At 50.6% G+C, this 25,049-nt stretch carries 23 protein-coding genes; 6 read left to right on the top strand and 17 right to left on the bottom strand.

The genetic code is table 11. From position 1 onward, the window contains the following. Positions 1-7 precede the first annotated feature (7 nt). From sufU to DFP94_RS18760, 5 genes are all read right to left on the bottom strand, one after another. Positions 8-430: a Fe-S cluster assembly sulfur transfer protein SufU gene (gene sufU, locus DFP94_RS18740; RefSeq protein WP_114498004.1), complete on the bottom strand. Its 423-nt coding sequence runs from the start codon at positions 428-430 to the stop codon at positions 8-10. After that, complete coding sequence (locus DFP94_RS18745; RefSeq protein WP_114498005.1) at positions 430-1,644, bottom strand: cysteine desulfurase; 1,215 nt, start codon at positions 1,642-1,644, stop codon at positions 430-432. Before DFP94_RS18745 ends, sufU begins: the two co-directional genes overlap by 1 nt. After that, entirely contained in the window at positions 1,641-2,942 is a 1,302-nt protein-coding gene (gene sufD / locus DFP94_RS18750; RefSeq protein ID WP_114498006.1) for a Fe-S cluster assembly protein SufD, read from the bottom strand. Before sufD ends, DFP94_RS18745 begins: the two co-directional genes overlap by 4 nt. 18 nt (positions 2,943-2,960) lie before the next feature. After that, positions 2,961-3,743 carry a Fe-S cluster assembly ATPase SufC gene (gene sufC / locus DFP94_RS18755; protein ID WP_114498007.1) on the bottom strand — a complete coding sequence of 261 codons (783 nt, stop codon included), beginning with the start codon at positions 3,741-3,743 and terminating at the stop codon, positions 2,961-2,963. A 281-nt stretch (positions 3,744-4,024) separates the two neighbouring features. Beyond that, positions 4,025-4,498, bottom strand: a complete 474-nt coding sequence (locus tag DFP94_RS18760) for a Dps family protein (RefSeq protein WP_114498008.1) — start codon at positions 4,496-4,498, stop codon at positions 4,025-4,027. A gap of 306 nt (positions 4,499-4,804) precedes the next feature. Between DFP94_RS18760 and DFP94_RS18765 the strand changes: the two genes are divergently transcribed. Next, positions 4,805-5,368, top strand: coding sequence for a hypothetical protein (locus DFP94_RS18765; RefSeq protein WP_114498009.1), 564 nt, complete (start codon positions 4,805-4,807; stop codon positions 5,366-5,368). Positions 5,369-5,444: 76 nt separating this feature from the next. Here DFP94_RS18765 and DFP94_RS18770 read toward each other — a convergent pair whose 3' ends face one another. Continuing rightward, positions 5,445-5,822, bottom strand: a complete 378-nt coding sequence (locus tag DFP94_RS18770; RefSeq protein WP_114498010.1) for a DUF423 domain-containing protein — start codon at positions 5,820-5,822, stop codon at positions 5,445-5,447. Between the two features lie 230 nt (positions 5,823-6,052). Between DFP94_RS18770 and DFP94_RS18775 the strand changes: the two genes are divergently transcribed. From DFP94_RS18775 to DFP94_RS18785, 3 genes are all read left to right on the top strand, one after another. Then, a complete protein-coding gene (locus DFP94_RS18775) occupies positions 6,053-6,475 on the top strand; it encodes a hypothetical protein (RefSeq protein WP_114498011.1) in 423 nt (140 codons plus the stop codon). 220 nt (positions 6,476-6,695) lie between these two features. Next, positions 6,696-7,553, top strand: a complete 858-nt coding sequence (locus DFP94_RS18780) for a DegV family protein (protein WP_114498012.1) — start codon at positions 6,696-6,698, stop codon at positions 7,551-7,553. Between the two features lie 38 nt (positions 7,554-7,591). Further along, positions 7,592-8,446 (top strand): DegV family protein, encoded by an 855-nt coding sequence (locus tag DFP94_RS18785; RefSeq protein ID WP_114498013.1) that lies wholly within the window; start codon positions 7,592-7,594, stop codon positions 8,444-8,446. Between the two features lie 424 nt (positions 8,447-8,870). Here DFP94_RS18785 and DFP94_RS18790 read toward each other — a convergent pair whose 3' ends face one another. From DFP94_RS18790 to DFP94_RS18840, 11 genes are all read right to left on the bottom strand, one after another. After that, positions 8,871-9,368, bottom strand: coding sequence for an AAA family ATPase (locus DFP94_RS18790; protein ID WP_114498014.1), 498 nt, complete (start codon positions 9,366-9,368; stop codon positions 8,871-8,873). Positions 9,369-9,650: 282 nt separating this feature from the next. Beyond that, positions 9,651-9,854, bottom strand: a complete 204-nt coding sequence (locus DFP94_RS18795; protein ID WP_114498015.1) for a hypothetical protein — start codon at positions 9,852-9,854, stop codon at positions 9,651-9,653. Between the two features lie 117 nt (positions 9,855-9,971). Further along, positions 9,972-12,782: a PAS domain-containing hybrid sensor histidine kinase/response regulator gene (locus DFP94_RS18800; RefSeq protein WP_114498016.1), complete on the bottom strand. Its 2,811-nt coding sequence runs from the start codon at positions 12,780-12,782 to the stop codon at positions 9,972-9,974. 167 nt (positions 12,783-12,949) lie between these two features. Further along, positions 12,950-13,648: a respiratory nitrate reductase subunit gamma gene (gene narI, locus DFP94_RS18805; protein ID WP_114498017.1), complete on the bottom strand. Its 699-nt coding sequence runs from the start codon at positions 13,646-13,648 to the stop codon at positions 12,950-12,952. 19 nt (positions 13,649-13,667) lie between these two features. Continuing rightward, entirely contained in the window at positions 13,668-14,321 is a 654-nt protein-coding gene (gene narJ / locus DFP94_RS18810) for a nitrate reductase molybdenum cofactor assembly chaperone (RefSeq protein ID WP_245954967.1), read from the bottom strand. Between the two features lie 2 nt (positions 14,322-14,323). Continuing rightward, positions 14,324-15,823 carry a nitrate reductase subunit beta gene (narH, locus tag DFP94_RS18815; RefSeq protein WP_114498018.1) on the bottom strand — a complete coding sequence of 500 codons (1,500 nt, stop codon included), beginning with the start codon at positions 15,821-15,823 and terminating at the stop codon, positions 14,324-14,326. Next, positions 15,813-19,496: a nitrate reductase subunit alpha gene (locus DFP94_RS18820; protein WP_114498019.1), complete on the bottom strand. Its 3,684-nt coding sequence runs from the start codon at positions 19,494-19,496 to the stop codon at positions 15,813-15,815. Before DFP94_RS18820 ends, narH begins: the two co-directional genes overlap by 11 nt. After that, positions 19,493-19,816: a hypothetical protein gene (locus DFP94_RS18825; RefSeq protein WP_245954968.1), complete on the bottom strand. Its 324-nt coding sequence runs from the start codon at positions 19,814-19,816 to the stop codon at positions 19,493-19,495. The genes DFP94_RS18820 and DFP94_RS18825 overlap by 4 nt, the downstream gene beginning before the upstream one ends. Before the next feature lie 5 nt (positions 19,817-19,821). Then, complete coding sequence (locus DFP94_RS18830; RefSeq protein WP_245954970.1) at positions 19,822-20,154, bottom strand: hypothetical protein; 333 nt, start codon at positions 20,152-20,154, stop codon at positions 19,822-19,824. Next, positions 20,141-20,584, bottom strand: a complete 444-nt coding sequence (locus DFP94_RS18835) for a hypothetical protein (protein WP_114498020.1) — start codon at positions 20,582-20,584, stop codon at positions 20,141-20,143. The genes DFP94_RS18830 and DFP94_RS18835 overlap by 14 nt, the downstream gene beginning before the upstream one ends. Before the next feature lie 23 nt (positions 20,585-20,607). Next, positions 20,608-22,158, bottom strand: coding sequence for a nitrate/nitrite transporter (locus DFP94_RS18840; protein WP_114498021.1), 1,551 nt, complete (start codon positions 22,156-22,158; stop codon positions 20,608-20,610). Between the two features lie 257 nt (positions 22,159-22,415). Here DFP94_RS18840 and yhbH point away from each other — a divergent pair, with 257 nt between their 5' ends. Together yhbH and DFP94_RS18850 are read left to right on the top strand one after the other, a co-directional pair. Next, the gene (yhbH, locus tag DFP94_RS18845) at positions 22,416-23,582 is read left to right on the top strand and encodes a sporulation protein YhbH (protein ID WP_245954972.1); all 1,167 of its coding nucleotides are present in this window, start codon (positions 22,416-22,418) and stop codon (positions 23,580-23,582) included. Next, positions 23,579-25,024, top strand: a complete 1,446-nt coding sequence (locus tag DFP94_RS18850; protein ID WP_114498023.1) for a SpoVR family protein — start codon at positions 23,579-23,581, stop codon at positions 25,022-25,024. Before yhbH ends, DFP94_RS18850 begins: the two co-directional genes overlap by 4 nt. Positions 25,025-25,049 lie beyond the last annotated feature (25 nt).

The raw sequence follows: 25,049 nt of genomic DNA on the forward strand, positions 1-25,049 counted from the left end.
CTTAAAATTATGATTCTTCGTGTATGCCCTTCTTGAGCGCGTTCCACGCCAGCGTGGCGCATTTGATCCGGGCAGGAAATTTATTCACACCCGACAGGGCCTCTATATCTTCGTAATCCTCGAAATCCGCAGGCTCGCCCTTCATAAGACAGGAGAACCGGTTGGCCAAATCCATGGCCTCTTCATAAGTCCGGCCTTTGACGGCCTCCGTCATCATCGATGCCGATGACATGCTGATCGAGCAGCCTTCCCCGGTAAACCGGGCATCCTTCACGATGCCGTCTTCGACTTTGAGCTGCAACGATATACGGTCTCCGCAGGTCGGATTGTTCAAATCGACCGTAAGGCCACCGTCTTCAAACTTTCCGCGGTTGCGCGGATTTTTATAATGATCCATAATGACGCGGCGGTATAAATCGTCCAATTGCATTACGCAAAATACTCCTTTGTTTGGATTAGAGCTTCCGCCAATCGGTCGATGTCCTGTTCCGTGTTGTACAGGTACAGGCTGGCTCTTGCCGTTGCGCTTGCCTGCAACCAGCGCATCAGCGGTTGGCAGCAGTGATGGCCCGCCCGGATGGCGATGCCCTGCGCGTCGAGTACGGTAGCCACATCATGCGGATGAACATCCAGCAGATTAAAGGTGACGAGGCCGACTTCGCGTTCGCGCGGACCGTACACCGTAATTCCTTCAATCTCCGACAGACGCCCCATCGCATAAGCCGCGAGTTTCGTTTCATGCCGGTGAATTTCATCCAGCCCGATTTCTTCCAGGAAGTCGATCGCTGCCGCGAGACCAACGGCTCCGGCGATAATCGGCGTTCCGCCCTCGAATTTCCACGGAAGCTCCTTCCATGTCGATTCATACAGGCCGACATCGTCGATCATCTCACCGCCGAACTCGACGGGTCCCATCGATTCCAACAGATGCTTCTTACCATATAGTACCCCAATCCCGGTCGGAGCGCACATTTTATGGCCGGATAGCGCATAGAAATCACAATCCAGATCCTGCACGTTGACCTTCATGTGCGGCGTGCTTTGCGCCCCGTCAACAACCATGACAGCCCCATGCCGGTGGGCAATTTCAGCGATTTCCTTCACCGGATTCACTACGCCGAGAACGTTAGAGACATACGCAGTGGAGACGATTTTCGTCTTGTCCGTCACCGTCTTCTCCACATCTTCCAACGCGATGTTTCCGTCTTGCTGGAGCGGAATGAATTTAAGCACAGCCCCGGTTGCTTTGGCAAGCTGCTGCCAGGGAATCAGGTTGCTGTGATGCTCCATCTGGGTAATCACGATTTCGTCCCCTTCCGCCAAAGCAGAAGGACCGTAAGAGGAGGCCACCAGGTTCAATGCGGTCGTCGTTCCCCGGGTAAAAATAATTTCCTCGGTTCTCGAGGCCCCGATAAACCGAGCGACTTTCTCGCGGGCGCCTTCGTAAGCATCCGTAGCCCGGCTGCCCAGGGTATGGACGCCGCGGTGTACGTTCGCGTTATCCGATTCGTAGTAACGCTGCAGCGCCTCAAGCACGGCGCGCGGCTTCTGGGAAGTCGCCGCGCTGTCGAGATAAACGAGCGGATGCCCGTTGATCTCCTGATTTAATATGGGAAACTGCGCTTTGATCTGTTCCGCGTTCATTGGCCCAGCTTCCTTTCCACCAGTCCCTGCAATTGCTGCTGCAGTTGCTCCAGTGGAATATCGGAAACGACCGGAGCGAGGAAACCGTAGATGATCAAACGCTCAGCCTGTTCGCGGGAAATACCGCGCGACATCAAATAATAAATTTGTTCCTGGTTGACCTGGCCGACGGAAGCGGCATGGCCGGCCTTCACATCGTCCTCGTCAATCAACAGAATTGGATTCGCGTCTCCGCGGGCTTTCGGGCTGAGCATCAGCACTTTTTCCGTCTGCTCTCCGTTCGCCTTCGTCGCGCCCTTCTCGATTTTGGTAATACCGTTAATGATAGCTGTTGCTTGCTCGCGCATTACGGCACGGGTAATCATTTGGCTTTCCGAGCTTTTGCCGAAATGAACCGCCTTTGTTGTATAGTTCAGTTTTTGCGAACCGGAACCTACCGCGATTACCTTCGCGTCGGATACCGATCCGTTCCCTTTCAGGATGGACAATGTCTCGCTTACTACATCCCCGGCATTCATTTCGCCGACGATCCATTCGATACTGCCGTCATTTTCTACGACAGAGCGGCGGTTAATCAAATCGGTCGTTTGCTCATTCAAATGATGAACCGAAGCGAATTGCACCTTGGCTCCTTCTTTGACGAAAACTTCAGCAGCGCCGTTATGCACGACATTTCCTTCATATTGTCCTGAAATGTAATTGTCGACGTAAGTCACGCGGCTGTTAGCTTCCGCCACGATCAGTATATGCGGAGCAAAAGATGCCGAGGCGTCATCGATCAGGAAAATACTTTGCAACGGAACATCCACTTCCACGTTTTTCGGCACGTACAAGAATACGCCGCCGTTCCAAAGTGCCGCATGCAATGCCGTCAACCGGTTCTCTTCCGGTTTAACAATGGTATGCAGGTAGGTTTTCACCAGCTCGCCATGCTCGCGCACCGCAGTCTCCAAATCGGTAAAAATAACGCCTTTGGCCGCAAGGTCGGCGGACAGCCGGGCAAATACCGCAGAGCTGTTATGCTGCACGACCAGGTTGCTGTCTTCCTTCAAATCGACATAGGAAGCAACGCCTTCAGGCAGTTGCTGGGTCAGCCCAGGGCGATCTTGGCGCATCGTTCCGAAGTTGCTCAAATCCCAACGGTCGAGTCTCGTCTTTTCCAGCTTCGGCAATTCCAGTTCCGCGGCCAGCCGAATGCCGTTCAGACGGCTTTCGGTCAACCAGGCCGGTTCCCCGTTGCTCGCGGAGATGTTCTGGAGTGTTTGGGGTTCTACCGGAAGAACGGTTTGTGTAGTCATTTTTTTTCCTCCTTCCGTTTAGGCTTCTTGACCTACAGTTTCATCCACGATCCCAAGCTCTTCTTTAATCCAATCATAGCCGTCGCGTTCCAGGCGTTCCGCCAGTTCCGGTCCGCCGGATTTCACGATACGTCCTTGCATCATGACATGGACATAATCCGGTGTAATATAGTTCAGCAAACGCTGATAGTGGGTAATGATCAGGAAACTGCGTTCTTCGCTACGCATTGCATTGACGCCTTTCGCCACGATCCGCAACGCATCGATGTCGAGGCCCGAGTCGATTTCGTCAAGAATGACGATTTTTGGATCAAGCAGCAGCATTTGCAAAATTTCGTTCCGCTTCTTCTCCCCGCCGGAGAAGCCTTCATTCAAATAACGGTGGGCAAATTCCGGATTCATTTCAAGCTCTTTCATTTTGCCTTCCATTTGGCGGATAAATTTGATCAGAGATACCTCATTGCCTTCACCGCGGCGCGCATTGATTGCACTGCGCAGGAAGTCCGAGTTCGTTACGCCGGCGATTTCGCTCGGATACTGCATAGCCAGGAACAAGCCGGCACGGGCGCGTTCATCAACGGCCATCTCCAACACGTCTTCGCCATCCAGACTTACGTTGCCGTCCGTAACTTCATATTTGGGATGACCCATCAGTGCAGAAGCCAGCGTACTTTTCCCGGTTCCGTTCGGTCCCATAATGGCATGGATTTCTCCACCCTTTATTTCAATGTCGATCCCTTTCAGGATCTCCTTGCCCTCAATTGTCGCTTTAAGTCCCTCAACAACGAAATGTGTAGCCATATTTACTGCTCCCTCCATTGGTCGTTAAAATCTATCCTTCTATTTTGTTGCTATTGTAACATAATAATTATCACATTAGAATTATTCTAAGTGATTCTCATTGATTCTCATTTCATTCTAACTCACTTTTAAAGCTTAATCAACGTGTCGAAGCGGAGAATGGTCTCTTTCCATAAGCTTTGTCACAGACAATTAGCATTTGCGGAGTTTGTCGAAAACGGGAACGGGCCTGACCATGTCTGGCCAAGCCCGCGTAAGCCCCTTGTTCCTGTCCCAATATATTATCCGAGATAAGAACGCAGCATCCACATATGTTTTTCGAGTTCTCCCTTAAAGCCGGTCAGCAGATCGCTGGTCGCCTCATCGCCTTCCTTGTCGGCAAGCTCGATGCCTTCCTGGAAAGATTCGGTCAAAGTAGCGAAATCTTCGATCAGATTCTGTACCATCATTCGTTGGTCTTCCTTACCGGTAGCCTCCTGGATGGTCGCGATTTCCAAATATTCCTTCAAAGTTGCCGAAGGGCTGCCCTTGATCGTAAGAAGCCGTTCCGCTACCGCATCCATTTTTTCGGAAACTTCATTGTATAGCTCCTCGAATTTAACATGAAGGGTAAAAAAGTTTTCTCCCTTCACATACCAATGATAATTGTGAATTTTCACATACAACACATTCAGATTGGCAACCTGCTCATTGAGTACTTGCTCCAAACTGGATTTTTTCGTCTTGCTTGAAGTCTTAGAGTCCGCTTTCGCCATTGTAAACCCTCGCTTTCGATAAAGGTATAATACAACAATATTCTAAGTTTACCCGAGCCAAGTTAAGCCGAAACAAGCTGCTTGTCTTTCTTATTATACCCGATTTCCAAAAAAAATGAAAAAGAGCTTCAAACACCCTCCATTTTTATTGTCCGATTATAGTAACCTTTATTTTCCATTTAAATTTCATGAAAACAAAGAGGTTTAGGACTATGATTGTCTCCCTCGCGGTGCTATGATGGTTAGTGCAACGATGCATAACAATACAACGTAACAATAATTAATGAACGTGTTTTTGGGGGCTATATGGACAATCAGATTGAACGCAACAAGAAAGAAGATTTAGGTTATTTATTCAATGTAGAGATTCTCGTGAGAAACGAGACCAATGCCAAGGCGCTGCAATCTCTGCTGACGTTACTGAATTCCGGGGAACATATTATCGATTACAGAATTAACTCGGGGATTGAGCTTGGAGAAATTATCGAGTCCTTGCTAACCGCCAAGAAACAGTCCATTATCTCCAAATCCTATAAACGGCTGACCGCAACCGAGCAAACGAAGAAAACTCCGGACGCCCAGCCGGCCAAAGCCAAAGCTCCCGCACAAGAACCCGCATCAAAAACACAGCAGGGCACTTTCGAAGAAATCGCCAAAAGCGGAGAATTTGAAAAGTGGATTAAAACCTATATCGCCGAAAACCGGCTGGTTCGTCTGCTGGTCAATCACAACGGCAAACGAACAAGCATCCCTTGCCGGGTCTTGAATTTCCTGCCTGAAACCTATACGCTCAGCGTGTATCATGTGGATGAGAAACAGGTATATACTTTTAATCTCAGCGAGATTATCGATTTTATCGATAAAAAATAAGAAAATATCTTATTTAAAACATACGGCTGGACGCTCACTTGAGACGACCCGGCCGTATTTTTATGCAAAGCCCTCGTTAATTGTCTTTTCTAAGCATAGCCAAAGCAAACATCAACCAGCCTGCAATAAATGACACGCCCCCTAGCGGAGTGATGGGACCGAACCATTTCCAGCCGGTGACGGCGAGCAGATACAAGCTGCCCGAAAAAAGAATGATCCCCAGCAAAAACAATCGGTTTGCCCATAAAAGCCGTCTCCGGTCACCGCCAAGCCCGGAAGCAAACGCCGCCAATAGCATACCTATCCCGTGAATCATATGATAGTGAACCCCGGTTTCAAACGTCCCGATCGCCTTCTCGCCGATCTGCGGCTCCAGTACGTGAGCCCCGAAGGCTCCAAGCGCAACGGCAGCCAGCATCACGAACGCGCCTGTTCCGGCATATTTTCGGTGCATATGTTTCCGCCTCTCAAAATGGATTTTTGGGATGCTTACAATCTAGAAAGCACGACTTCTATTATCATAACCCAGCAATGGCTCTCTTTCCAAATGGATGGGGTCCGATAACGTCCGAGTCGAAAAATCAATGATTTTATCATATCTAGGAATCTCGTTATTGATTTTTTTTGAAATATGTGAAGAATTAAACAAAGAATATCAATCCCTTAAAAGGAGACTTATCAAGTATGGACCAATATGAGCAAAATAATTTAAACGGGACTCCCGTGCCGGTGCCGCCTTATCCCGAATACGGCGCTCTCGCAGCCTCCGCACGTAAGCATTCCGGACCGGGCATCGCTTCATTCGTCGTTATTCTGGTGGCCATTGTGGTCTACATTTTTTCCCTAACCCTGGTTACGGCCGCCGTCATTGATATCGCGGACCAATCGATCGACGCCATTACCGAAGACATGATGATACATTCCGGAGCCATTATCGGAATCCTGATGATGATGCTTGCCGGCGTGCTGCATTTGGTTGCCCTTATTTTGTCGATAATCGGCTTAGTTCTTAAAAACCGCAAAAAGCTTTTCGCCATTCTGGGTCTGTCGTTTTCGGTCGGCATCTTTATTCTGCTGATGATTTTGTTTGCTCTCGGCTCGATATAATTATTCCCTGTTAAGCTTTGTAACGTTTAAGTCAAACAACAACTTTTTTCCCGATCCCTTGCACCAGTGGTTTGCAGCCCGGTCCGAGGGATCTTTTCTTTTTTCGTAACCAGACTGTGATCAAAAGATGTTTTTTTAAGCGGCCGTCTCAAAACGATGTTAAACGGACAAGGATTTTGTTAAGATATAGATTGGACTATCTGAATTTAAGGAGAAACTTATGTCAAAGGTCAAAATTTTCGCGGACAGCACTTCGGATCTGCCTGCGGCATGGATTAGCGAATATCAAATCGGAATCATCCCCCTTTACGTCGTTTTTGATGACAAAACCTACAGAGACGGGCTGGATATCGTTCCGCTCGATATTTACCGTAAGGTGGAAGCTGGCGGAAACTTGCCGAAAACAACGGCTCCTTCACCTAAAGATTTTCTGGATCACTTTGCTCCTCATATTGAACGGGGCGAAGACATCGTGTATATCAGCCTGTCCTCGAAGCTCTCATCGACCTACCAGAACGCCCTGATCGCGGCGGCCGAGTTTTCCGAAGGCCGGATTCATGTCGTCGATTCTCTTAATCTGTGCAGCGGAATCGGACTGCTTGTCATGAAAGCCGTGAGAGCGTCGCAACAAGGCCAGGGCGCCGAGCAAATCGTGTCTTTGCTGAAAAGCTGCCGGCCGCGGGTCGAAACGGAGTTTGTTATCGATACGCTGGAATACTTATATAAGGGCGGACGATGCTCCGGCATGCAAAATTTCATAGGCAGTCTTTTGCAAATCCGGCCTGTCCTGAAAGTTGTGGACGGCAACATCATTCCTGCCTATAAAGTGCGCGGAAAGAAAGAAAAAGCGGTTCAGCAGATGCTCGATAATGCGCTTTCCAATATAACGGAGATGGATAACGATTTGATCATCGTTGCCCATACGCTTGCCGAAGAGGAGGCGCGTCGTCTGGCCTCGATTCTCCGGGAGCAGACCGGCGCGGGCGAGGTAGCGATTGCCGAAGCGGGATGCGTCATTTCCAGCCATTGCGGTCCTCATACCGTTGCTATTATGTATACTAAGAAGATTCCTGTTTAAGGCATCCGCTTATCCGAATTCCAAGGAGGATCTCAATCATGGGCGCAATCAAAATATTTGCGGACAGCACTTGTGACCTGCCGCCTGCATGGATTCAAAAATATGATATTGGCATCGTCCCGCTGTACGTTACGTTCGGAGAAAATAATTACCGCGATGGCGTTGACCTGAATACTCCCCAGCTCTATGATAAAGTTGATGCAACAGGGCGGCTCCCGAAAACAGCCGCCCCGTCTCCGGCCGACTTTATTCAGGCCTTTTCCCCTTTCATCCAAGCGGGACGGCAAATTCTTTACATAAGCTTGTCCTCGGAGCTGTCTTCGACCTATCAAAATGCGCTCATAGCCGCAACGGAGTTTGCCGAAGGTCAGGTGAAGGTATTTGACTCACTGAACCTGTCATCCGGAATAGGTCTCCAAGTGATGAAGGCGGTCCGGGCGGCAGAAGATGGAAAGAGCGTTGCAGAAATCGTAGCCTTACTGGATGCGGTTCGCCCCCGGGTCGAGACGGAGTTCGTCATCGACTCGCTGGATTATTTGTATAAAGGCGGCCGGTGCTCCGGTATGCAGAATCTTGTGGGAAGTTTGCTTCGTATCCGCCCGGTCATCAAGGTGATCGACGGCAAAATGACGCCGGCCTACAAAATCCGGGGCAGCCGGGAAAAAGCGCTGGACCAGCTTCTGGACAACGCGCTTAGCCGTATTCCGGAAATGGATAACGACCTCATTTTCATCACCCATTCCCTGGCCGATGAGGACGCCGTCCACCTGCAAAAAGCGCTCCAGTCCAAGACGGGGGCAAGAGAGGTCGCCGTCTCTAACGCCGGTTGCGTCATTTCAAGCCATTGCGGCGCGAAGACGATCGGCATTCTTTACACCAAATCCTTGGACTGATAGATCCACAGGATCAGGAATTATTCTAAAACTATAAAACCTCGCCCCTGTAGGGCGGGGTTCTTTTATTAGTTGCTATTCGGATGCATTCGTGAGCGAAGATGAACGTATGAACTACGGGACCGCAACTTTGGCGCTCTAACGGACACAGGAGACGTTAAGCTGTTCGATTTTTTCGGTGTTGACGGCTATCGGACCGAAATAAAGGCTATCATGCCTTTAATCCCGAAAACGGCAAAATCGGAGGGGGGTTCGATGGTGGAAGTTGATCAGAAAATTAATATCGGTGATCTTCGGATTGAGCCTGAAATCGAACAGAAAAATTAACATGTAAACAGGCTGCCCAAGAAGCAGCCTGTTGGTTTGCCAAAGGACATTAAGACAACTGAAAGCTTCGCGGTGTGAAATTGTTATCCGCACTGGACTATGTGTTTAGCTTCTGCTTCAACAATATCCATTCCTTGATTTGATTCACAACCTGTACAGGTGAATTAATAGTAGTGTTTATTATTGGTAAGCTTGCGGAAATATAGTTATTACACAGTTGTTTTGCGTAAATATTCGTACCCTGTATCCCCTGTTCCGTCCATCCACCACGTTTCAGCAAACGTTCAGTTCTGCTGGCGCTATTGCAATGTAGGAGTAAATAGTGGATTGGATGAAAGTAATGAAAATAATCACATATATTTACATTATACGGATAAGGAACTGCTCCAAATAAAATTGTGGTATTCCCACTTAAAGAGTTTGCATATGCAATCCTGAGCCAGTGTTGGCAAGCCGTCTGGAAATTTCCATCGACAATGATAGTGTCCATATCATATACATTGAAGCCGGAACCCATTATTTTACGTACTTCCTTGGCAGCTGTCGATTTTCCAGAACCGCTAGTTCCTGCAACAATATAAAGAGGGATTGTCATATATCGTCTACCTCCCTATCAGTAAGAAGTTATAGAATAACAATATGCAAATCAAGTGCAGCAGGTACTTGAGAAATGTGGTTTTTTTCAAAATGGACATCCTGATCGTAATTTGGTAAAGTGTCTAACCATGGATATTTGAAAAATCTTTGAAAACGATATCATGACGGTTTGCAACCGGCAACAGTGACAGAAAGGTTAGTTTATCGGCTTCTTAAAAACTATTCTCCTATCGGTATAACTGTAACCGAGTAGACTATTAGAATAAAAGAAGGCCGTTCATTAATCCTGAGCGGCTTTCTTTTCAGCTTGTTTGATCATAATATCTGCAATAGTATGGTGGAGGTCGGAGAGCGCTGCTGAATTTTCCCGTTTTACTGCAATAATTTCAATTGGTCCATAAGGTTCATCAATCAGCCGTAACACCTTGTTTTCCTCTTCCGGACAATGTTCATCGCTTGATAATTCTCTTTGCTCACTGTCCATCACACCCTCCCCGCAATGCACTGAACCCGCAGAAAAAAAGACCTCGCCACGGGCGAGATCTTTTAGCTGTTTGGCTATTTAACTACGTTAGAAACAAGTCCTACGGTTCTGCATGCTTTACTTGTTGAGCAACTCCGGCCCCCATACGTCCAGCAGTTCCTGAATATCCTCCGGATTTAGCGGTTTGATGATGATACTTTCCATGCCGCTGGCCAGGCATCTTTCGCGATTATCGGGTTCGCCGCAGGAGCCTACGCCAATGATCACAGGCAACCTGTCCACCGGAAGCAGCCGACGGAGGAGGCGCGCGGTTTTTATCCCGTCCATCATCGGCATCTCGATATCCATAAAAACCAGATCATACTTTTTCCCCATTAGCGCTTCGATCACATCCATGCCATTATGCGCAATATCGGGTTCATATCCCAGATGCTCAAGCATCTGGACAAACGCCTGGCTGTTAACCGGATGATCTTCAGCAATCAGGATCGACAAAGTCCTGGGTTTCCAGGGACGGTTCTGATGTCCGGTTTGTTCTTCAAAAGAATTGCCCTCAGCCATCGCTGCCGACGCCAATTCCGTTAAAGCTTCCGTAGGACCTTCCTTCGGCACTCCTTCCCTGGAAAACTCGCCGACCAAGGTGAAACGGAACGTGGAGCCGACACCCTCTACACTTTCCACCGTTATATTGCCGCCCAGAATTTCCACGATTTTTTTGCAAATCGCCAGGCCAAGGCCTGTTCCCCCATACTTCCGGTTAATGATCGGATGGAGCTGGGAGAAAGATTGAAAGAGTCGATGCAGCTTGTTGGTCGGAATGCCGATCCCGGTATCGGTAATTACGAATTCAAGGAGATCCCGCGAATCATATGCTGGAGCCTGCCGGACTTGAACGGTGATCTCACCTTCTTCGGTAAATTTCAAAGCATTGCCGATCAGGTTGACCAGAATTTGCCTCAGCCGGGAAGGATCGCTGTAGAAATATTCCGGAACCTCGGGTGAAATGGTATAGCTGAGCTCCAGCCCTTTTTTGGCCGCCTCCGGGAGAAACAAATCCACCGCCCCCATAACGCAGCTTTCCAAATGAAAAGTTTCATATTCCAGCGCCATTTTTCCGGCTTCAATCTTACTGAAGTCCAGGACATCGTTCAAAATGGACAGCAACGCCCGACTGCTGCTAGACAGCACCTCGGCATAATATCGCTGGTCCTCGTTCAGGTTCGTATCCTGAAGCAGGTCGATCATGCTGATCACGCCATTCATCGGCGTGCGAATTTCATGGCTCATCATAGCAAGGAATTCCGATTTTGCCTGGGTGGCACGTTCCGCTGACTCTTTTGCCCGCATGATTTCCCGTTCCCCGGTAATATCGTTAAAGACGACGACGGCCCCGATGAGCTGTCCCCGCTCGATCATCGGATTTACGCGGTATTCCACCAGAAAGCTGGACCCGTCTCTTCTCCAAAACACGTCCTCATTCACGATCCGGGGGACCCCGTCTCTCATCGTCCGGATGATCGGACATTCCTCCAGCGGGTAGGAGGCACCATCTATTTTGGTATGATGAATAAGCTGGTGATTGGATTGTCCGATAAAATCATGAATTTCGTAACCTAACATGTCCGCCGCAGCAGAATTGACGAAGACGGTCTTGCCGTTCTCGTCCAGCCCGTAAATCCCTTCGGAAACGGAACTCAAAATCAACGAATGGAGATAGCTCAGCTTCTCGATTTGCTCAACATATCGCGTTCTTTCGGTGATATCGCTAGCGATGCCGTAAACGCCGACCACCTGCTTGTCGACGATGATCGGCACATTCGTCACCGCGATTTCCAAATGGCTTCCATCCTTGCGGATCACCGTCGTTTCATAGTTTTGCGGATTTCCGTTCTTAGCCTGTTCAAAATGATGAATCGTAGGATGCAGATCTACGTGATCAATGATTTGCTGGAAGCTCATGCCGAGCAATTCTTGTCTGGAATATCCCAGCAGCGTCTCCAGATTGGAATTCAAAGAGGTATATTTGCCGCTCAAATCCATCGAATATACGCTGGACGGGCTGTACTGGAACAAAGAGCGGTAACGCTGCTGGCTCTCCTGAAGGCGCCGTTCGCTCTCTTTGCGCTCGGTCACATCGCGGGAAATCGTAATAATTTCACCGATTTCGCCGGAATACGCCAAATATCTGTACCTGCCCGTACTCTCGAACCAGATATATCTCCCGTCCTTGTGGCGAACCCGGTAAGTCAATGAAAAAACGCTCCTGGAATTCATCCGCAATTTCATGTCATCTTTGACCATCTGCACGTCCTCGGGGTGCAAATAGTCAAAAGCGCTGCTTCCGATCATTTCCTCGGGTTCATACCCGAGCAGCGAAAGAGAGGAAGGCGAGACATAAAGATACGTATTGTCCTCATCTGCGGCATGCCGGGAAATCAAATCCATGGAATACTCGGAAATCAGGCGATACTGTCCCTCGCTTTCCCGGAGCGCTTCCTCGATCCGGTTTCTTTCCTTAACTCCGCGCGCCTGGTTTATTTTTTCTGCCGTTATGTCCTTCGTTATTGAAAAGACGCCGACTACCCCGGCTTCATGAACAATCGGAATGTAGGTTGCGCAGGCATCCCGAAGTTCTCCATCCCGGCGTTTGAACGTAATTTCGAAATTGCCGGTTTCTCCGTGCAGTGCTTTTTTAAAATAAGCGTCCCGCTTCTGCTGTCCTTTTTCACAAAACAGCTGATCGAGATTCAATTGTAAAAAATGAGAGGCCGGATATCCGGTCAGCTTCTCGGTCGCCGGATTCACTTCCACATATCTGCCGTTAACATCAATGATGCAAATCGCATCAGGGAGATTCTCGTACAGTAACTTGTATGTGCTATCCTCGGAAATGAGCTGTTTCAGCAGTCCGCTTTTATCGTGTTCCACGGCCAAGGCTCCTTTTATCAAAGGTAGTAATTGACAAGTTATGATCTATATCACCCTACATTTTACCGATTCTCGGAAACTATGAATAGGGTCCATATGCCTAGAAGCCTATACATAAAAACAGCGCCCCGGCTGTTTCGTTCCGGGACGCTGTAGTTTCAAAAAAATCAGGTTCTTTCCCGTTTCTTGTAGTTTATCCGCGAGCGATACTGCTGCGGAGCTCTCGCGGGATAACGCGCCGGAAGAGAGAACATGTGCACGAGATGGGTAAACGGAATGGACGCAAACAACAGAAAAGCAAGCACAATATGGAGCTGAAACAGGAACGGGACACCTTCCATCAAATGATACTGCGGGTTCAAAATGAACAGGCTTCGGAACCAGGGACCGATCGTAGTCCGGTATTCGTAGGCAACCACGGTCGTATTGTAGACAAGGGTCATATAGGTTCCCATCGCAGCTACGACCAGTACCAGAATGACGGCAAAATAATCCCCGAATCCCGCATGGACGCGCACCCGCCGGTTAGTCAATTTCCGGATCAGGAGAACCACCAGGCCGCCGACGACCATCAACCCGGCCAGGCCTCCTCCGGCGATCGCGAACACGTGATACGTTTCATCGGAAACGCCCAAGGAATGATAAACGCTTCTCGGAATCAGCACGCCCATGATGTGGCCGATGAACGCGAATATAATCCCGTAGTGGAACACGGTCGAACCGACCTTAAGCCATTTTTTTTCAAAAATTTCCGTAGAAGGCGCAGTCCAGCTAACTTGACGAAAAGCAAAACGGTACAACAAGCCCACGATCATTACTGTCAACGTTATATACGGAAACACGACCCACCAGAAAATACCGGTCATCGATGTACCTCCATTTCTTTCAGTTACACATTTTGTAAACCGGCAAACCGGTATCACTCCGGGCTGATCCGTCCATCCCGAACAGGATCGGATACGGCAGTTCGTCCAGATCGGCGGTCTCCCGCTTACTTTCCAGCTTACGGATTTCTTCCTCCGTCGGCTCTTCGAACACATCGGTCATGAGAATGCGGAACAAACCTCCATAGGGGCAGTCCTCAGGCAAATTGTCGCGAATCCGCTTGCTGGCTGCCGCAAGTCGAAGCTCCAACGCGCGCACATGGACATGATCGGGCCGGATTGCCAGCAATTCGTACAGCATGGGCATGTAATCGCTCAGTTCCCCGTCAGCCAAACTGAATCCGGCATCCCTGATAATATGCTGCAGCAAAATTAGCGCCGCTCCGCGCTCCCTGCTGTCTCCCAGCTCATGAGCGGTCAGATACAGCCCGGTTTTCTCCTTCCAGTCGAAGGTCCATACATAAATCTCCCTCAGTTCCTTTAATGGAATGGAGCAAACCGGGAATACCGATGCTTTAAAATGTTCCCGCAGGATCGGATCGTCGATGCCGGCTTGTACAGTATCCAGCAGATCGGTTTGCATATCATGGAACCCCTCGTCGGGATACCCCAACATTCTTGCGCAAGCGGCCAAAAGAACATGTTTCGCTTCCACTCTTACTCCTCCTTTGCAAAAAGATGCGACATGAAAGCAGAGGACGGCGTAATCGATTCTATGCTGCAAGCCCCCTGCTTGTAATGCAGCGCTTCCTCGCCATCCATTTCTCTTCTTCCCGTCGGAATCACGAACCGTTCGTTATATTTGGCGACGGCAAACAATCTGGCCATGTCTTCAATCTCTTCCACCGTGATTCCGGCCTCCTCCAACAGTTTGCTGTGCCTTAAATCATCCATCCCGCCGAGCGACTTGCCCCTCATGTGTATGCGCATCGCCGTCATTTTCAACAAAACGCACCGGACAACCGAGGTGTCTCCCGCGGTGAGCAGGGAAGCCAGATATTCCATCGGGATCCGCATTTGATCCACGGCCGGAATATAGTGATCGGTCTGCAGTGCTTCCTCCTCGATATGATTCATGATCGGGCTGAGCGGCGGTACGTACCATACCATCGGAAGCGTACGGTATTCCGGATGCAAAGGCAGGGCTACCTTCCACTTCATGGCGAGCTTGTAAATGGGCGAGCGCTGGGCCGCATCGATCCAGGAATCGTTAATCCCCGCTTTTCTCGCCTCCTTGATGACTTCGGGATCCGTAGGATCCAGAAACACGGAAAGCTGCGATTCATACAAATCTTGCGGATCCTCCACGGATGCGGCCGCTTTGACGCGGTCGGCATCGTAGAATACAACGCCGATATACCGAATTCTGCCGACGCAGGTTTCCGAACAGATGGTAGCCATACCCGCTTCGGTCCGCGGATAGCAAAAGTTGCATTTTTCTGCTTTATGCGTATTCCAGTTGTAGTACACCTTGTGGTAAGGACAGCCGTTCATGCAGAACCGCCATCCCCGGCACGCCTCCTGGTCCACCAGAACGATCCCGTCCTCCTCCCGCTTGTACAGCGCTCCCGAAGGGCAGGAGGCTACGCAGGACGGATTCAGACAATGCTCGCAAATTCGCGGCAGATACATCATGAACGTTTTCTCGTACTCCATAGCAATATGCTCCTGAAGTTTTTTGACGTTCGGATCCAGCGGCACGATCTCGCTCCCGCCGGCCAGATCGTCATCCCAGTTGGGCCCCCACTCCGGCTTGTCCAAATATTCGCCGGTAATGAGCGATACGGGACGCCCGACCGGAAGATGCTTTCTTTTCGGGCTATGAATCAGGTTATCGTAATCATAGGTCCAGGGTTCATAGAAGCTGTCGAGACCGGCCATGTTCGGATTGTAGAAAATATTGGCCAGCTTCGTTATCGGCCCGCCTGCGCGCAGCGTCAGCTTCCCGTTTCGCAGTACCCAGCCTCCCTTGAATTTCTTCTGGTCCTCCCATTCCTTCGGATAGCCCGGCCCCGGTCTCGTTTCCACGTTGTTGTACCACATGTATTCCGTGCCGGGGCGATTGGTCCACGTATTTTTGCACGTCACGGAGCAGGTGTGGCAGCCGATGCATTTGTCAAGGTTCATCACCATCGCTACCTGCGCTTTAATCCTCAAGCCAATCTACCTCCTTCAGCGGACGGATAATGGTCATCGTATCTCTCTGGTTTCCTGTCGGCCCGTAATAATTGAATCCGTAGCTCAGTTGGGAATAGCCGCCGATCATGTGAGTCGGCTTCAGAGTTATGCGCGTAACGCTGTTATGCGTGCCGCCCCGCTGCTTGGTGATGGAGGTGCCGGGAACGCCAAGCGTGCGGTCCTGCGCGTGATACATATACGCAATCCCTTGAGGAATCCGGTAAGTCAGCACCGCTCTGGCCGCTACCACCCCGTTGCGGTTATAGACTTCGATCCAATCGTTATCCTTGATTCCGATGGATGCCCCGTCTTTTTCGTTCATCCAGACGACCTGCCAGCCGCGGAACAGCGTGGACATCTGGTTCGTGTCGGTGAACATCGTGTGAATCCCCCATTTTTGATGCGGGGTCAAGTAACGGATCGTCAAAGATTTGCCGTTGTTCGGCACTTCCTTTTCTCCCTTAAGAAAAGGAACATGGGCCAGCGGCGGCAAGTAAAGCGGCAGTCCTTCCCCGAAATCGAGCATCATCTCATGATCGAGATAGAAACTCTGCCTGCCGGTCAGGGTACGCCACGGAATGCCGTATTCCGTATTGAGCGTGAACGGCGAGTAGCGGCGGTTATCCTTCTCGAGTCCGCTCCAGACCGGAGCGGAGATGGCCTGGCGAGGCTGCGCCGTTATATCCAGCAGCGTAAAGGCATCCTCCTCGCGGGGCTCCGCGATTTCCGCAAGCTGCTTGCCCGTCTTTCCCTCCATGGATCGCCAGCCTTCTACGGCCCGCTCTCCATTCGTCGCTCCCGACATCAAGAGAATGGCCTCGATGGCCTGCCGGTCATAATATAGCTCGGGCTGACCTTTGCCGATGCCCTCGCGTTTGGAAATCCCCAGCCGGTCCTCCAATTGCCCGTACACCTTTTCGCCGGGAATTTTTACCCCCTTAGCTCCGTAACCCTTTTTAATATTGGGCCCGACCGTAATCATCTTCCCGTAAACATTAGGGTAATCCCGTTCCACAAACTGAAAATGGGGCATGCTTATCCCCGGAACGGCCTCGCTTTCCCCGCTCCGCCAATCCCGGATCTTTCCGTAAACCTGAGCAATCTCGTCCGGACTATCATGCCCGAGCGGCGTCATGACGACATCCTCGCATACGGGAAGATGCTTCTCGGCCAATTCGGAGAAATATTTGGCGATTTCACGGAAGGCATCCCAGTCGCTTTTGCTTTGCCAAGGGGGCTCGATGGCCGGATTAAACGGATGGACAAAGGGATGCATGTCCGTGCTGCTCAAATCATACTTTTCGTACCAGGTCGCAGCCGGAAGCACGATATCCGAGAACAGCCCGGTACTGGTCATCCTAAAGTCCATGCTGACGAACAAATCCGTCTTGCCTTCCGGAGGAACCTCATCCGTTTCTACCGTTTCCGGCTGCCAGGAATGGCTCGGGTCGGTGAGCACCTGATTATCCGCGCCGATCAAATGCTTGGCGAAATACTCATGGCCTTTACCGCTGTCCCCCAGCAGGTTCGACCGCCAATTAAAGAAGACGCGCGGAAAATTGCGCGGATCGTTCGGGTGCTCGATCGACCAGTCCATCTCCCCTTCTTTAAGCATTCTTGCAACTTCTTGAGCCGCTTTATTGTCATCCGCGAATCCTTTATCCCGAACCTGCTTGGCCACATCGATGGAATTCTCGCTGAACTGCGGAAAGGACGGCAGCCAGCCCAATCTCACCGCCATCGCGTTCACGTCCGCGGGATGCATTTTGTTGAACCTTCCGCCCCATGGAGTCTGCTGTTCTTCATTGACTCTTGTTTCATACCGGAACTGTTCCGTAGCGAAATAGAAGAACGAGGTCCCGTTCTGCAGCCGGGGCGGCTTGATCCAGTCGCCGGCGAATGCAACCTGCTGCCAGCCTTCCAGCGGTCGGACCTTCTCTTGTCCCACATAATGGGCCCAGCCTCCGCCATTCACGCCCTGCGACCCCGTAAGCAGAACAAGGTTCAAAATCGACCGGTAAATTTGATCGCTGTGGTACCAATGGTTCGTCCCGCCGCCCATGGCAATCATCGATTTGCCGCCCGTGCGGGCCGCATTATCGGCGAACTCCCTGGCCACCTGGATGCAATGGGATTTTTTCACCCCCGTTATGGCTTCCTGCCAGGCCGGCGTATATGGCTTCATATCGTCATAATCGATGGGATAGTCGCCCGGCAAATTCCGGGAAACGCCGGTATGGGCCATCATCAGGTCATATACCGTCGCTACCTTTATCAATTCGCCTGCGGCATCCCGCAAGTACTTGACCGGAACCCCCCGCTTAACCATAGCGCCTTCTTCTTCCGCAAAATAAGGAAAGTCAACGAGCGCCACTTCGTCCGCTTCATGGATAAAGGTCAATTGCGGATCGATGATTGTCCCGTCCGGTTTCTCCAGATCCAGATTCCACTTGCTGTCTTGATCCCAGCGGAAGCCCTGACTGCCGTTCGGAACTTCAGGGACACCCGTTGCCGCATCCCATAGCACGGTTTTCCATTCAGCCAGTTCTACTGAGGATCCCAGATCCGATGCCCGCAAGAAGCGTCCGGAACGGAAACCGCCGGCTTGCTCATCCAGGATGACGAGAAACGGCAAATCGGTAAATTTCTTCACGTAATCCGTAAAATATGGGGTTGGCTGATCCACATAAAATTCCTTCAGGATGACATGCGTCATCGCCATCGCCAGCGCAGCGTCGGTGCCTACCCGGGCAGGCAGCCAAATGTCCGCGAATTTCTCGTACTCGGAATAATCGGGACTGACGCCGACCACCTTCGTCCCGTTGTATCTTGCTTCTACCATGAAATGGGCGTCCGGAGATCGCGTCTGCGGGATATTCGTGCCCCAGATGATAAAATATTTGGTATTGTACCAGTCCCCGCTCTCCGGCACGTCGGTTTGTTCACCCCAAACTTGCGGCGAAGCCGGAGGGAGATCCGCATACCAGTCATAAAAACTGAGAATCGTCCCTCCGATCAGGGACAAAAAGCGGGTACCCGCCGCATAACTGACCATGGACATGGCGGGAATCGGGCTGAAGCCCACCACCCGGTCGGGTCCGTATTTCTTGATCGTATGAATCGTGGCGCCGGCGATAATCTGGCAGACCGTATCCCAGTCTGCCCGTACAAATCCGCCTTTCCCTCTTGCCTTGACATATCTCTCCCGCTTTTGCGGATCGCTCACAATATTGTCCCAGGCCATGACCGGATCCTGTACCGCAGCCATTTCCTGCTGCCACATCTCGTATAGATCACCGCGGATATAAGGGTACTTCACGCGAATCGGGCTGTAAGTGTACCAGGAGAAGCTGGCGCCGCGCGGACAGCCCCGCGGTTCGTATTCCGGGAAGTTCGCTCCCGTCGTCGGATAATCCGTCTTCTGCGTTTCCCAGGTGATGATCCCGTCCTTGACGAACACATTCCAGCTGCAGGATCCGGTACAGTTGACGCCGTGCGTCGATCTCACGACTTTGTCATGTTGCCAGCGTCCGCGGTACAATCCTTCCCAATCCCGGGACCTCGGGCTCTCCTCGGTCCAACCCTCATTGATCGCTTCGCCGCGCTTCAAATATTTCAGGGTTTCGAAGAGCCTGTTTTTTTTGTCGCTCACAGAGATGCTCCTTTCCCGCTTGGATTTGCCACAGGATTAAATCTTTCGCCCGTCAGCTTGAAGCTGCCCTTTCCTGCGTTCAGTTCTTCCCTAAAAACTTCCCATTCCGCAGCGTTGCATGCGGCAAGTATTAGCCGCTGAAGCTCGTTCAGATCATCCATCCGGCCGATTTGTTCACGTACGCTACCCGGCACGGTTTCAAAGCGCATCTCCAACAAGGCCAACAAATCTTCCCGGTCATTCCGGACAAACCGTTCCATTTCCGCCTGATCCATCACGTCCACCTCTTCCGTAAAGGAATTGTTAACTGCAATCTTCAAACCTATCAGGACTTCATGATCTTAAAATAGTCGGAGATCAGCGTTTTCCGCATCCTTTCCGCCGCCTCACGGAAAAACGCCACTACTTCTTCATCACCCGCTTCAATGACCTGCCAGGAAAATCTCCGGCTGAGCAGCTGTCCCAAATCCTCGCCGAACCGCAAATTGAGAGTTAATCCCTGTTCATCAGCACGGCCTCCCGCCTTAACGTCATAAGGATGAAGATGCAATGCCTGCAGTTCCCTGGCCAGCAATTGGTAAAGTCTCGGTTCCACCGCAGGCAAAGGCTTGTCCGGTAACATAGCCGCAAGCGCATATGGATCATTAATGATGGTCATGGAGCACCCCCTCGATTTCCTTTTCCAGCATCTCCATCTCATCCCGGTTATGAAGCTGGTCAATAACGATCAGCGCTTGAAACCGGTAAAGAATTTCTTCGGATACCTCGCCACCGGCCAGCAGTAGCCTGATCTCCTGAACGGTTTGCCTCAGCAGATCATGGTCCCTGGTCAAAGAAATAATGACGGGCTGAAGCTCCGGTTTGAGGTTTACTGCTTCCACGTATAACCCTTCTTCTTCACTCAATGCATGCTGCAGCGTGCGCGTTTCCCAGTGTTCCAAAGTGATGTAGGCAAGCTCCAACGATTTCTCCCGTTCTCCTTGTCTAAGGGACTTTCCGAAGAGTTCCGTCAGTTCTCTGGCTTCCTCCAGTGCAGCCTCATGAATGGAAGTATGGCTGTCCACGTTTTTCAGTGCAGGTCCCGACATGAATTCACTTCCCCTCTCCTCGATTATGGTTTTTTGTCCGGGTGTTCTAACGGCACGGTGTCTATATCCGATGCAAGGACGGAATCGGCCTGCGACACATCGCTGAATATCGCAACATAATGCCTGACGCCGCCCTGATCATCTCCAAGCGCAGTAACCGAGAGCCATTCACGGTAGACTTCTCCGTTCGCCCTGCGGTTAACGATCTCTCCTTGCCACTTTCCGGTATCCTTCAAGGTATTCCAGAAAGTGTCATAGAAAGCTTTCTCATGATAACCGGAACTCAGCAGGTTCGGATTTTTGCCGATGACTTGCTCCTTGGCGTACCCGGTAACTTTGGTAAATGCGTCGTTTACCGTTTGGATCACTCCCTTCGTGTCCGTGACCATCACGGCATCCGCCGTGGATCTGATAATGTCGGCGGCAAACTCCAATTTGTTGTTGAAAAATACCCAAAGCACTAGTATCAGGCTGGCGAGCGAAGCTTCGGACAAAGCCATAAATCCGATGGCATAATGACCCGTCCAATCGAACAGCAAGGTAAGTAACAGCGGGGGAAAGAAACCGCCTATCCCCCCGGCCGCAGACACAATCCCGCTTGCAATCCCTCCCTGCTTGGCGAAATAAAGTGGCACCAGCTTAAACACGGCGCCGTTTCCGATCCCTGCGCATATGGCCACTACGAAGCAACCGGCAGTGAAGAGCGGCATCGTTAATCCGAAGGACAGCAACACTCCCGATAAAGTCAGCCCTGCGAACACGAACATCAGCACGATAAACGGATTGGTTTTGTCGGACAAGATACCGCCGACCGGGCGAAGAAACGTCGCCAAAGCGATAAAACCCGCCGTCCTCAGACCCGCGTCCACTTTATCAAGGTCGAAATAACTAACAAGGAAGCCGGGGAGGTAAATCGTAAAGGCCACGAAAGAACCGAAAGTAATAAAATAAAAAATACTGAAAAACCACAATTTCCGGTTCCAGTAAACCTGTTTGAACTGACTGATCCAGGAACTGCGGACCCTCTCTTCATGCCGGTCGCCAAACAGTAAATTAAGCAATGCAAATAAAGCCAGCAAAACAAGAAACCAGGCTACGGCCCGTTCCCATCCGAGCGCATCAGCCAGCAACGGTGCTCCGAACGTGGAGATCGCGGTCCCGAGGTTACCGATTCCGTATACCCCGTTGACGGTTCCCTGTTTTTCCTTGGGATAATATTTCGGCAGAGACGTTACCCCGATTGAAAAGGTCGCCCCGCCAATCCCGAGAAAGAAGCCGCTGATGGCCAGATCAAGAAATGAATCCGCCCGGCTCAAATAAAACACCGGCACCAATAAAATGATGAAACTGAGACTATTCATCATCCTTGAGCCGTACCGGTTGGTTAGAAAACCTGCGGGAATTCGCAACAAGGAGCCCAAAATAACGGGAATGGCCGTCGACCAGGCCCTTTGCCCCGAGCTCAGCGGAATATCCAGGCTTATGTACGTAATCAGCGAGGAAATCAACACCCAGGCCATGAAGGAAACGACCAGACTTAAGGTTTGAAGAGGCAATTGTAATTTTCTGACCATTTTATACCTCCAATGGTGAGTGTTTCTTTTATTACCATACCCGTTCCCTCAAATTTAAACCGTTTCCTGAAACTTAGGGGAAGACATGCCTGGGATAATATCCCTATTCTTCGCAATCTGGCTGCAAATATACTACTTTTGGCACCCTTTCGACTTTTATGTCCTATGCCCGCTCACATATCAGGAGTCCCCGTGAATATACTTTATTTACAACTACTCTCGCCGTTCAACCAAGCCAATTGGGGAGGTGCTTATCATTGTCATCGTTTGATCCTAACAAAGTAAGTTTCTTGGTATCGAAAGAAGACTGGTCGCTGCACCGCAAGGGCTATCAGGATCAGCAGCGCCACCAGGAGAAAGTACGGGAAGTCATCAAGCAGAACCTTCCCGACCTAGTCACGGAAGAGAACATCATCATGTCGGATGGAAAACAGATCATCAAGGTCCCCCTTCGGAATTTGGAGGAGTACCGATTCATTCATAATTTTCAGAAGCAAAAGCATGTCGGTCAGGGTGACGGGGACAGCGAAGTGGGAGATGTGCTTGCGCAGGAGAGCCCCAAGGATCCGGGCAAAGGCGGAAAAGCGGGAGATCAGCCGGGAAGCGATGTCGTCGAGGCGGAAATCAGTATCGAAGATTTGGAAGATCTGCTGTTCGATGAGCTGGAGCTTCCTTTTATCGAAGATAAAGACAAGGAAGAAATCGAAACCGTCTCCTTCCGGTTCAACGATATCCGTAAAAAAGGGCTGATGTCCAATATCGATAAGAAACGTACCATTCTTGAAAATCTCAGACGCAACGCCACTACGGGCTTACCCGGCATCCACGGCATATCCCCCGACGATCTTCGCTATAAAACCTGGGAGGATGTACGCATCCCGAAGTCGAATGCGGTCATTATTGCGATGATGGATACGAGCGGGAGTATGGGGGCCTTTGAAAAATACTGCGCCCGCAGTTTTTTCTTCTGGATGACGCGGTTTCTGCGGCGGCAATACGAGAAGGTGGAGATTGTTTTCCTCGCCCATCATACGGAAGCCAAAGAAGTCAGCGAGCAGGATTTCTTTACCCGCGGGGAAAGCGGAGGCACGATCTGCTCCTCGGTCTATCAGAAAGCGCTGGAAATTATCGATGCCCGTTATCCCCCTTCCAGCTACAATATTTATCCCTTCCATTTCTCCGACGGAGATAATTTGACTTCCGACAATGAGCGCTGCATCCGACTGATCGGCGAACTGCTGAACCGTTGCAACTTGTTCGGTTACGGCGAAGTGAACCAGTATAACCGGGGCAGTACGCTAATGTCCGCTTACCGTAATTTGAAGCAGGACCGGTTCATATACTATGTCATTAAGGAAAAGGGCGAAGTGTACAACGCGCTGAAACGGTTTTTTCACAAACGGGAAAAGGGGGCGCTATCGTGACGAGTGAACTCTCGCAGCTCGAATATGCCATCGCGGAAATCATGGAGATCGCGGACGGTTTCGGACTGGACTATTATCCGATGCGTTACGAAATTTGCCCGGCCGACATCATCTACACGTTTGGGGCTTACGGTATGCCAACCCGTTTTTCGCACTGGAGCTTCGGCAAAATGTTCAATAAAATGAAGATGCAATACGACTTCGGGCTAAGTAAAATCTATGAGCTGGTCATTAACTCGAATCCGTGCTATGCGTTCCTCCTGGAAGGCAATTCCCTGATTCAGAACAAGCTGATCGTGGCTCATGTCCTGGCCCATTGCGATTTTTTTAAAAATAATATGCGCTTTAGCAGTACAAACCGCGATATGGTGGAAAGCATGTCCGCCACCGCCGAACGGATCAGCCATTATGAACTGCTGTACGGCGCCGATATCGTCGAGGCTTTTATCGACTCGGTGTTGGGGATTCAGGAGCATGTGGACCAGCAACTGATTAAACCTATGCGTTACGATAAACGAAGACAAACGGAAGAGAAGCTTCGCCGGGCGAAAGAGTCGCGGCAAGGGCCGTTCCAGGGCGGACAATATGATGACTTATGGGCGCTCGATACAGCAGCCGAAGGTGGTAAAGCCAAAGAATCGAAACCGGATTCCTTTGGCCTTTTCCCGCCGGAGCCCGAAAAAGACGTCGTCTGGTTTATCCAGGAATATTCGGAAACCCTGGAAGACTGGCAGCGGGATATCATGAGCATGCTGCGCGAGGAAATGCTGTATTTCTGGCCGCAGATGGAGACGAAGATCATGAATGAGGGCTGGGCTTCCTACTGGCATCAGCGCATCCTGCGCGAACTTGATTTGACCAGCGAGGAAACGATCGAATTCGCGAAGCTGAATTCATCGGTCGTTCAACCGTCCCGCCAAAGCCTGAACCCGTATTATCTGGGGCTGAAAATATTCGAGGATATCGAGCGGCGCTGGGACCATCCAACGGAAGAAGAAATAACCCGGTTCGGACGGGAGCCGGGTAAGGGACGGGATAAAATCTTCGAGGTCCGCGAACTCGACTCCGATATTTCCTTCCTCCGCAGTTATTTGACGAAAGATCTGGTCCGCGAGCTGGATCTGTATATTTTCGAAAAGCAGGGTCCGGAATGGAAAATTACCGACAAAGCCTGGGAAAACATCCGCGACCAGTTAGTCGCTTCCCGCGTCAATGGCGGCTCCCCTTATATCGTCGTCAAAGACGGAGATTACCAGCGGGGCGGAGAGCTGCTGCTGAGACATCAGTACGAAGGGATCGAACTGGATCTCAAGTATCTGGAGCGCACGCTGCCTTACGTTTTCCGGCTTTGGGGCAGACCGGTCCACCTGGAGACCGTCGTGGAAGATAAGACCGCCCTGTTCAGCTATGACGGGGAAAAGCATTACCGGAAAATACTTTGATCGTATCCTGTTTCGAGAAGACTCT

Source organism: Fontibacillus phaseoli (assembly GCF_003337355.1).
GTDB lineage: Bacteria > Bacillota > Bacilli > Paenibacillales > Paenibacillaceae > Fontibacillus > Fontibacillus phaseoli.

Bases quoted from the DNA above. Each gene is read 5' to 3' on its own strand.
- sufU (WP_114498004.1), bottom strand. From the start codon at position 430: ATGCAATTGGACGATTTATACCGCCGCGTCATTATGGATCATTATAAA.
- DFP94_RS18745 (WP_114498005.1), bottom strand. From the start codon at position 1,644: ATGAACGCGGAACAGATCAAAGCGCAGTTTCCCATATTAAATCAGGAG.
- sufD (WP_114498006.1), bottom strand. From the start codon at position 2,942: ATGACTACACAAACCGTTCTTCCGGTAGAACCCCAAACACTCCAGAAC.
- sufC (WP_114498007.1), bottom strand. From the start codon at position 3,743: ATGGCTACACATTTCGTTGTTGAGGGACTTAAAGCGACAATTGAGGGC.
- DFP94_RS18760 (WP_114498008.1), bottom strand. From the start codon at position 4,498: ATGGCGAAAGCGGACTCTAAGACTTCAAGCAAGACGAAAAAATCCAGT.
- DFP94_RS18765 (WP_114498009.1), top strand. From the start codon at position 4,805: ATGGACAATCAGATTGAACGCAACAAGAAAGAAGATTTAGGTTATTTA.
- DFP94_RS18770 (WP_114498010.1), bottom strand. From the start codon at position 5,822: ATGCACCGAAAATATGCCGGAACAGGCGCGTTCGTGATGCTGGCTGCC.
- DFP94_RS18775 (WP_114498011.1), top strand. From the start codon at position 6,053: ATGGACCAATATGAGCAAAATAATTTAAACGGGACTCCCGTGCCGGTG.
- DFP94_RS18780 (WP_114498012.1), top strand. From the start codon at position 6,696: ATGTCAAAGGTCAAAATTTTCGCGGACAGCACTTCGGATCTGCCTGCG.
- DFP94_RS18785 (WP_114498013.1), top strand. From the start codon at position 7,592: ATGGGCGCAATCAAAATATTTGCGGACAGCACTTGTGACCTGCCGCCT.
- DFP94_RS18790 (WP_114498014.1), bottom strand. From the start codon at position 9,368: ATGACAATCCCTCTTTATATTGTTGCAGGAACTAGCGGTTCTGGAAAA.
- DFP94_RS18795 (WP_114498015.1), bottom strand. From the start codon at position 9,854: ATGGACAGTGAGCAAAGAGAATTATCAAGCGATGAACATTGTCCGGAA.
- narI (WP_114498017.1), bottom strand. From the start codon at position 13,648: ATGACCGGTATTTTCTGGTGGGTCGTGTTTCCGTATATAACGTTGACA.
- DFP94_RS18830 (WP_245954970.1), bottom strand. From the start codon at position 20,154: ATGACCATCATTAATGATCCATATGCGCTTGCGGCTATGTTACCGGAC.
- DFP94_RS18835 (WP_114498020.1), bottom strand. From the start codon at position 20,584: ATGTCGGGACCTGCACTGAAAAACGTGGACAGCCATACTTCCATTCAT.
- DFP94_RS18840 (WP_114498021.1), bottom strand. From the start codon at position 22,158: ATGGTCAGAAAATTACAATTGCCTCTTCAAACCTTAAGTCTGGTCGTT.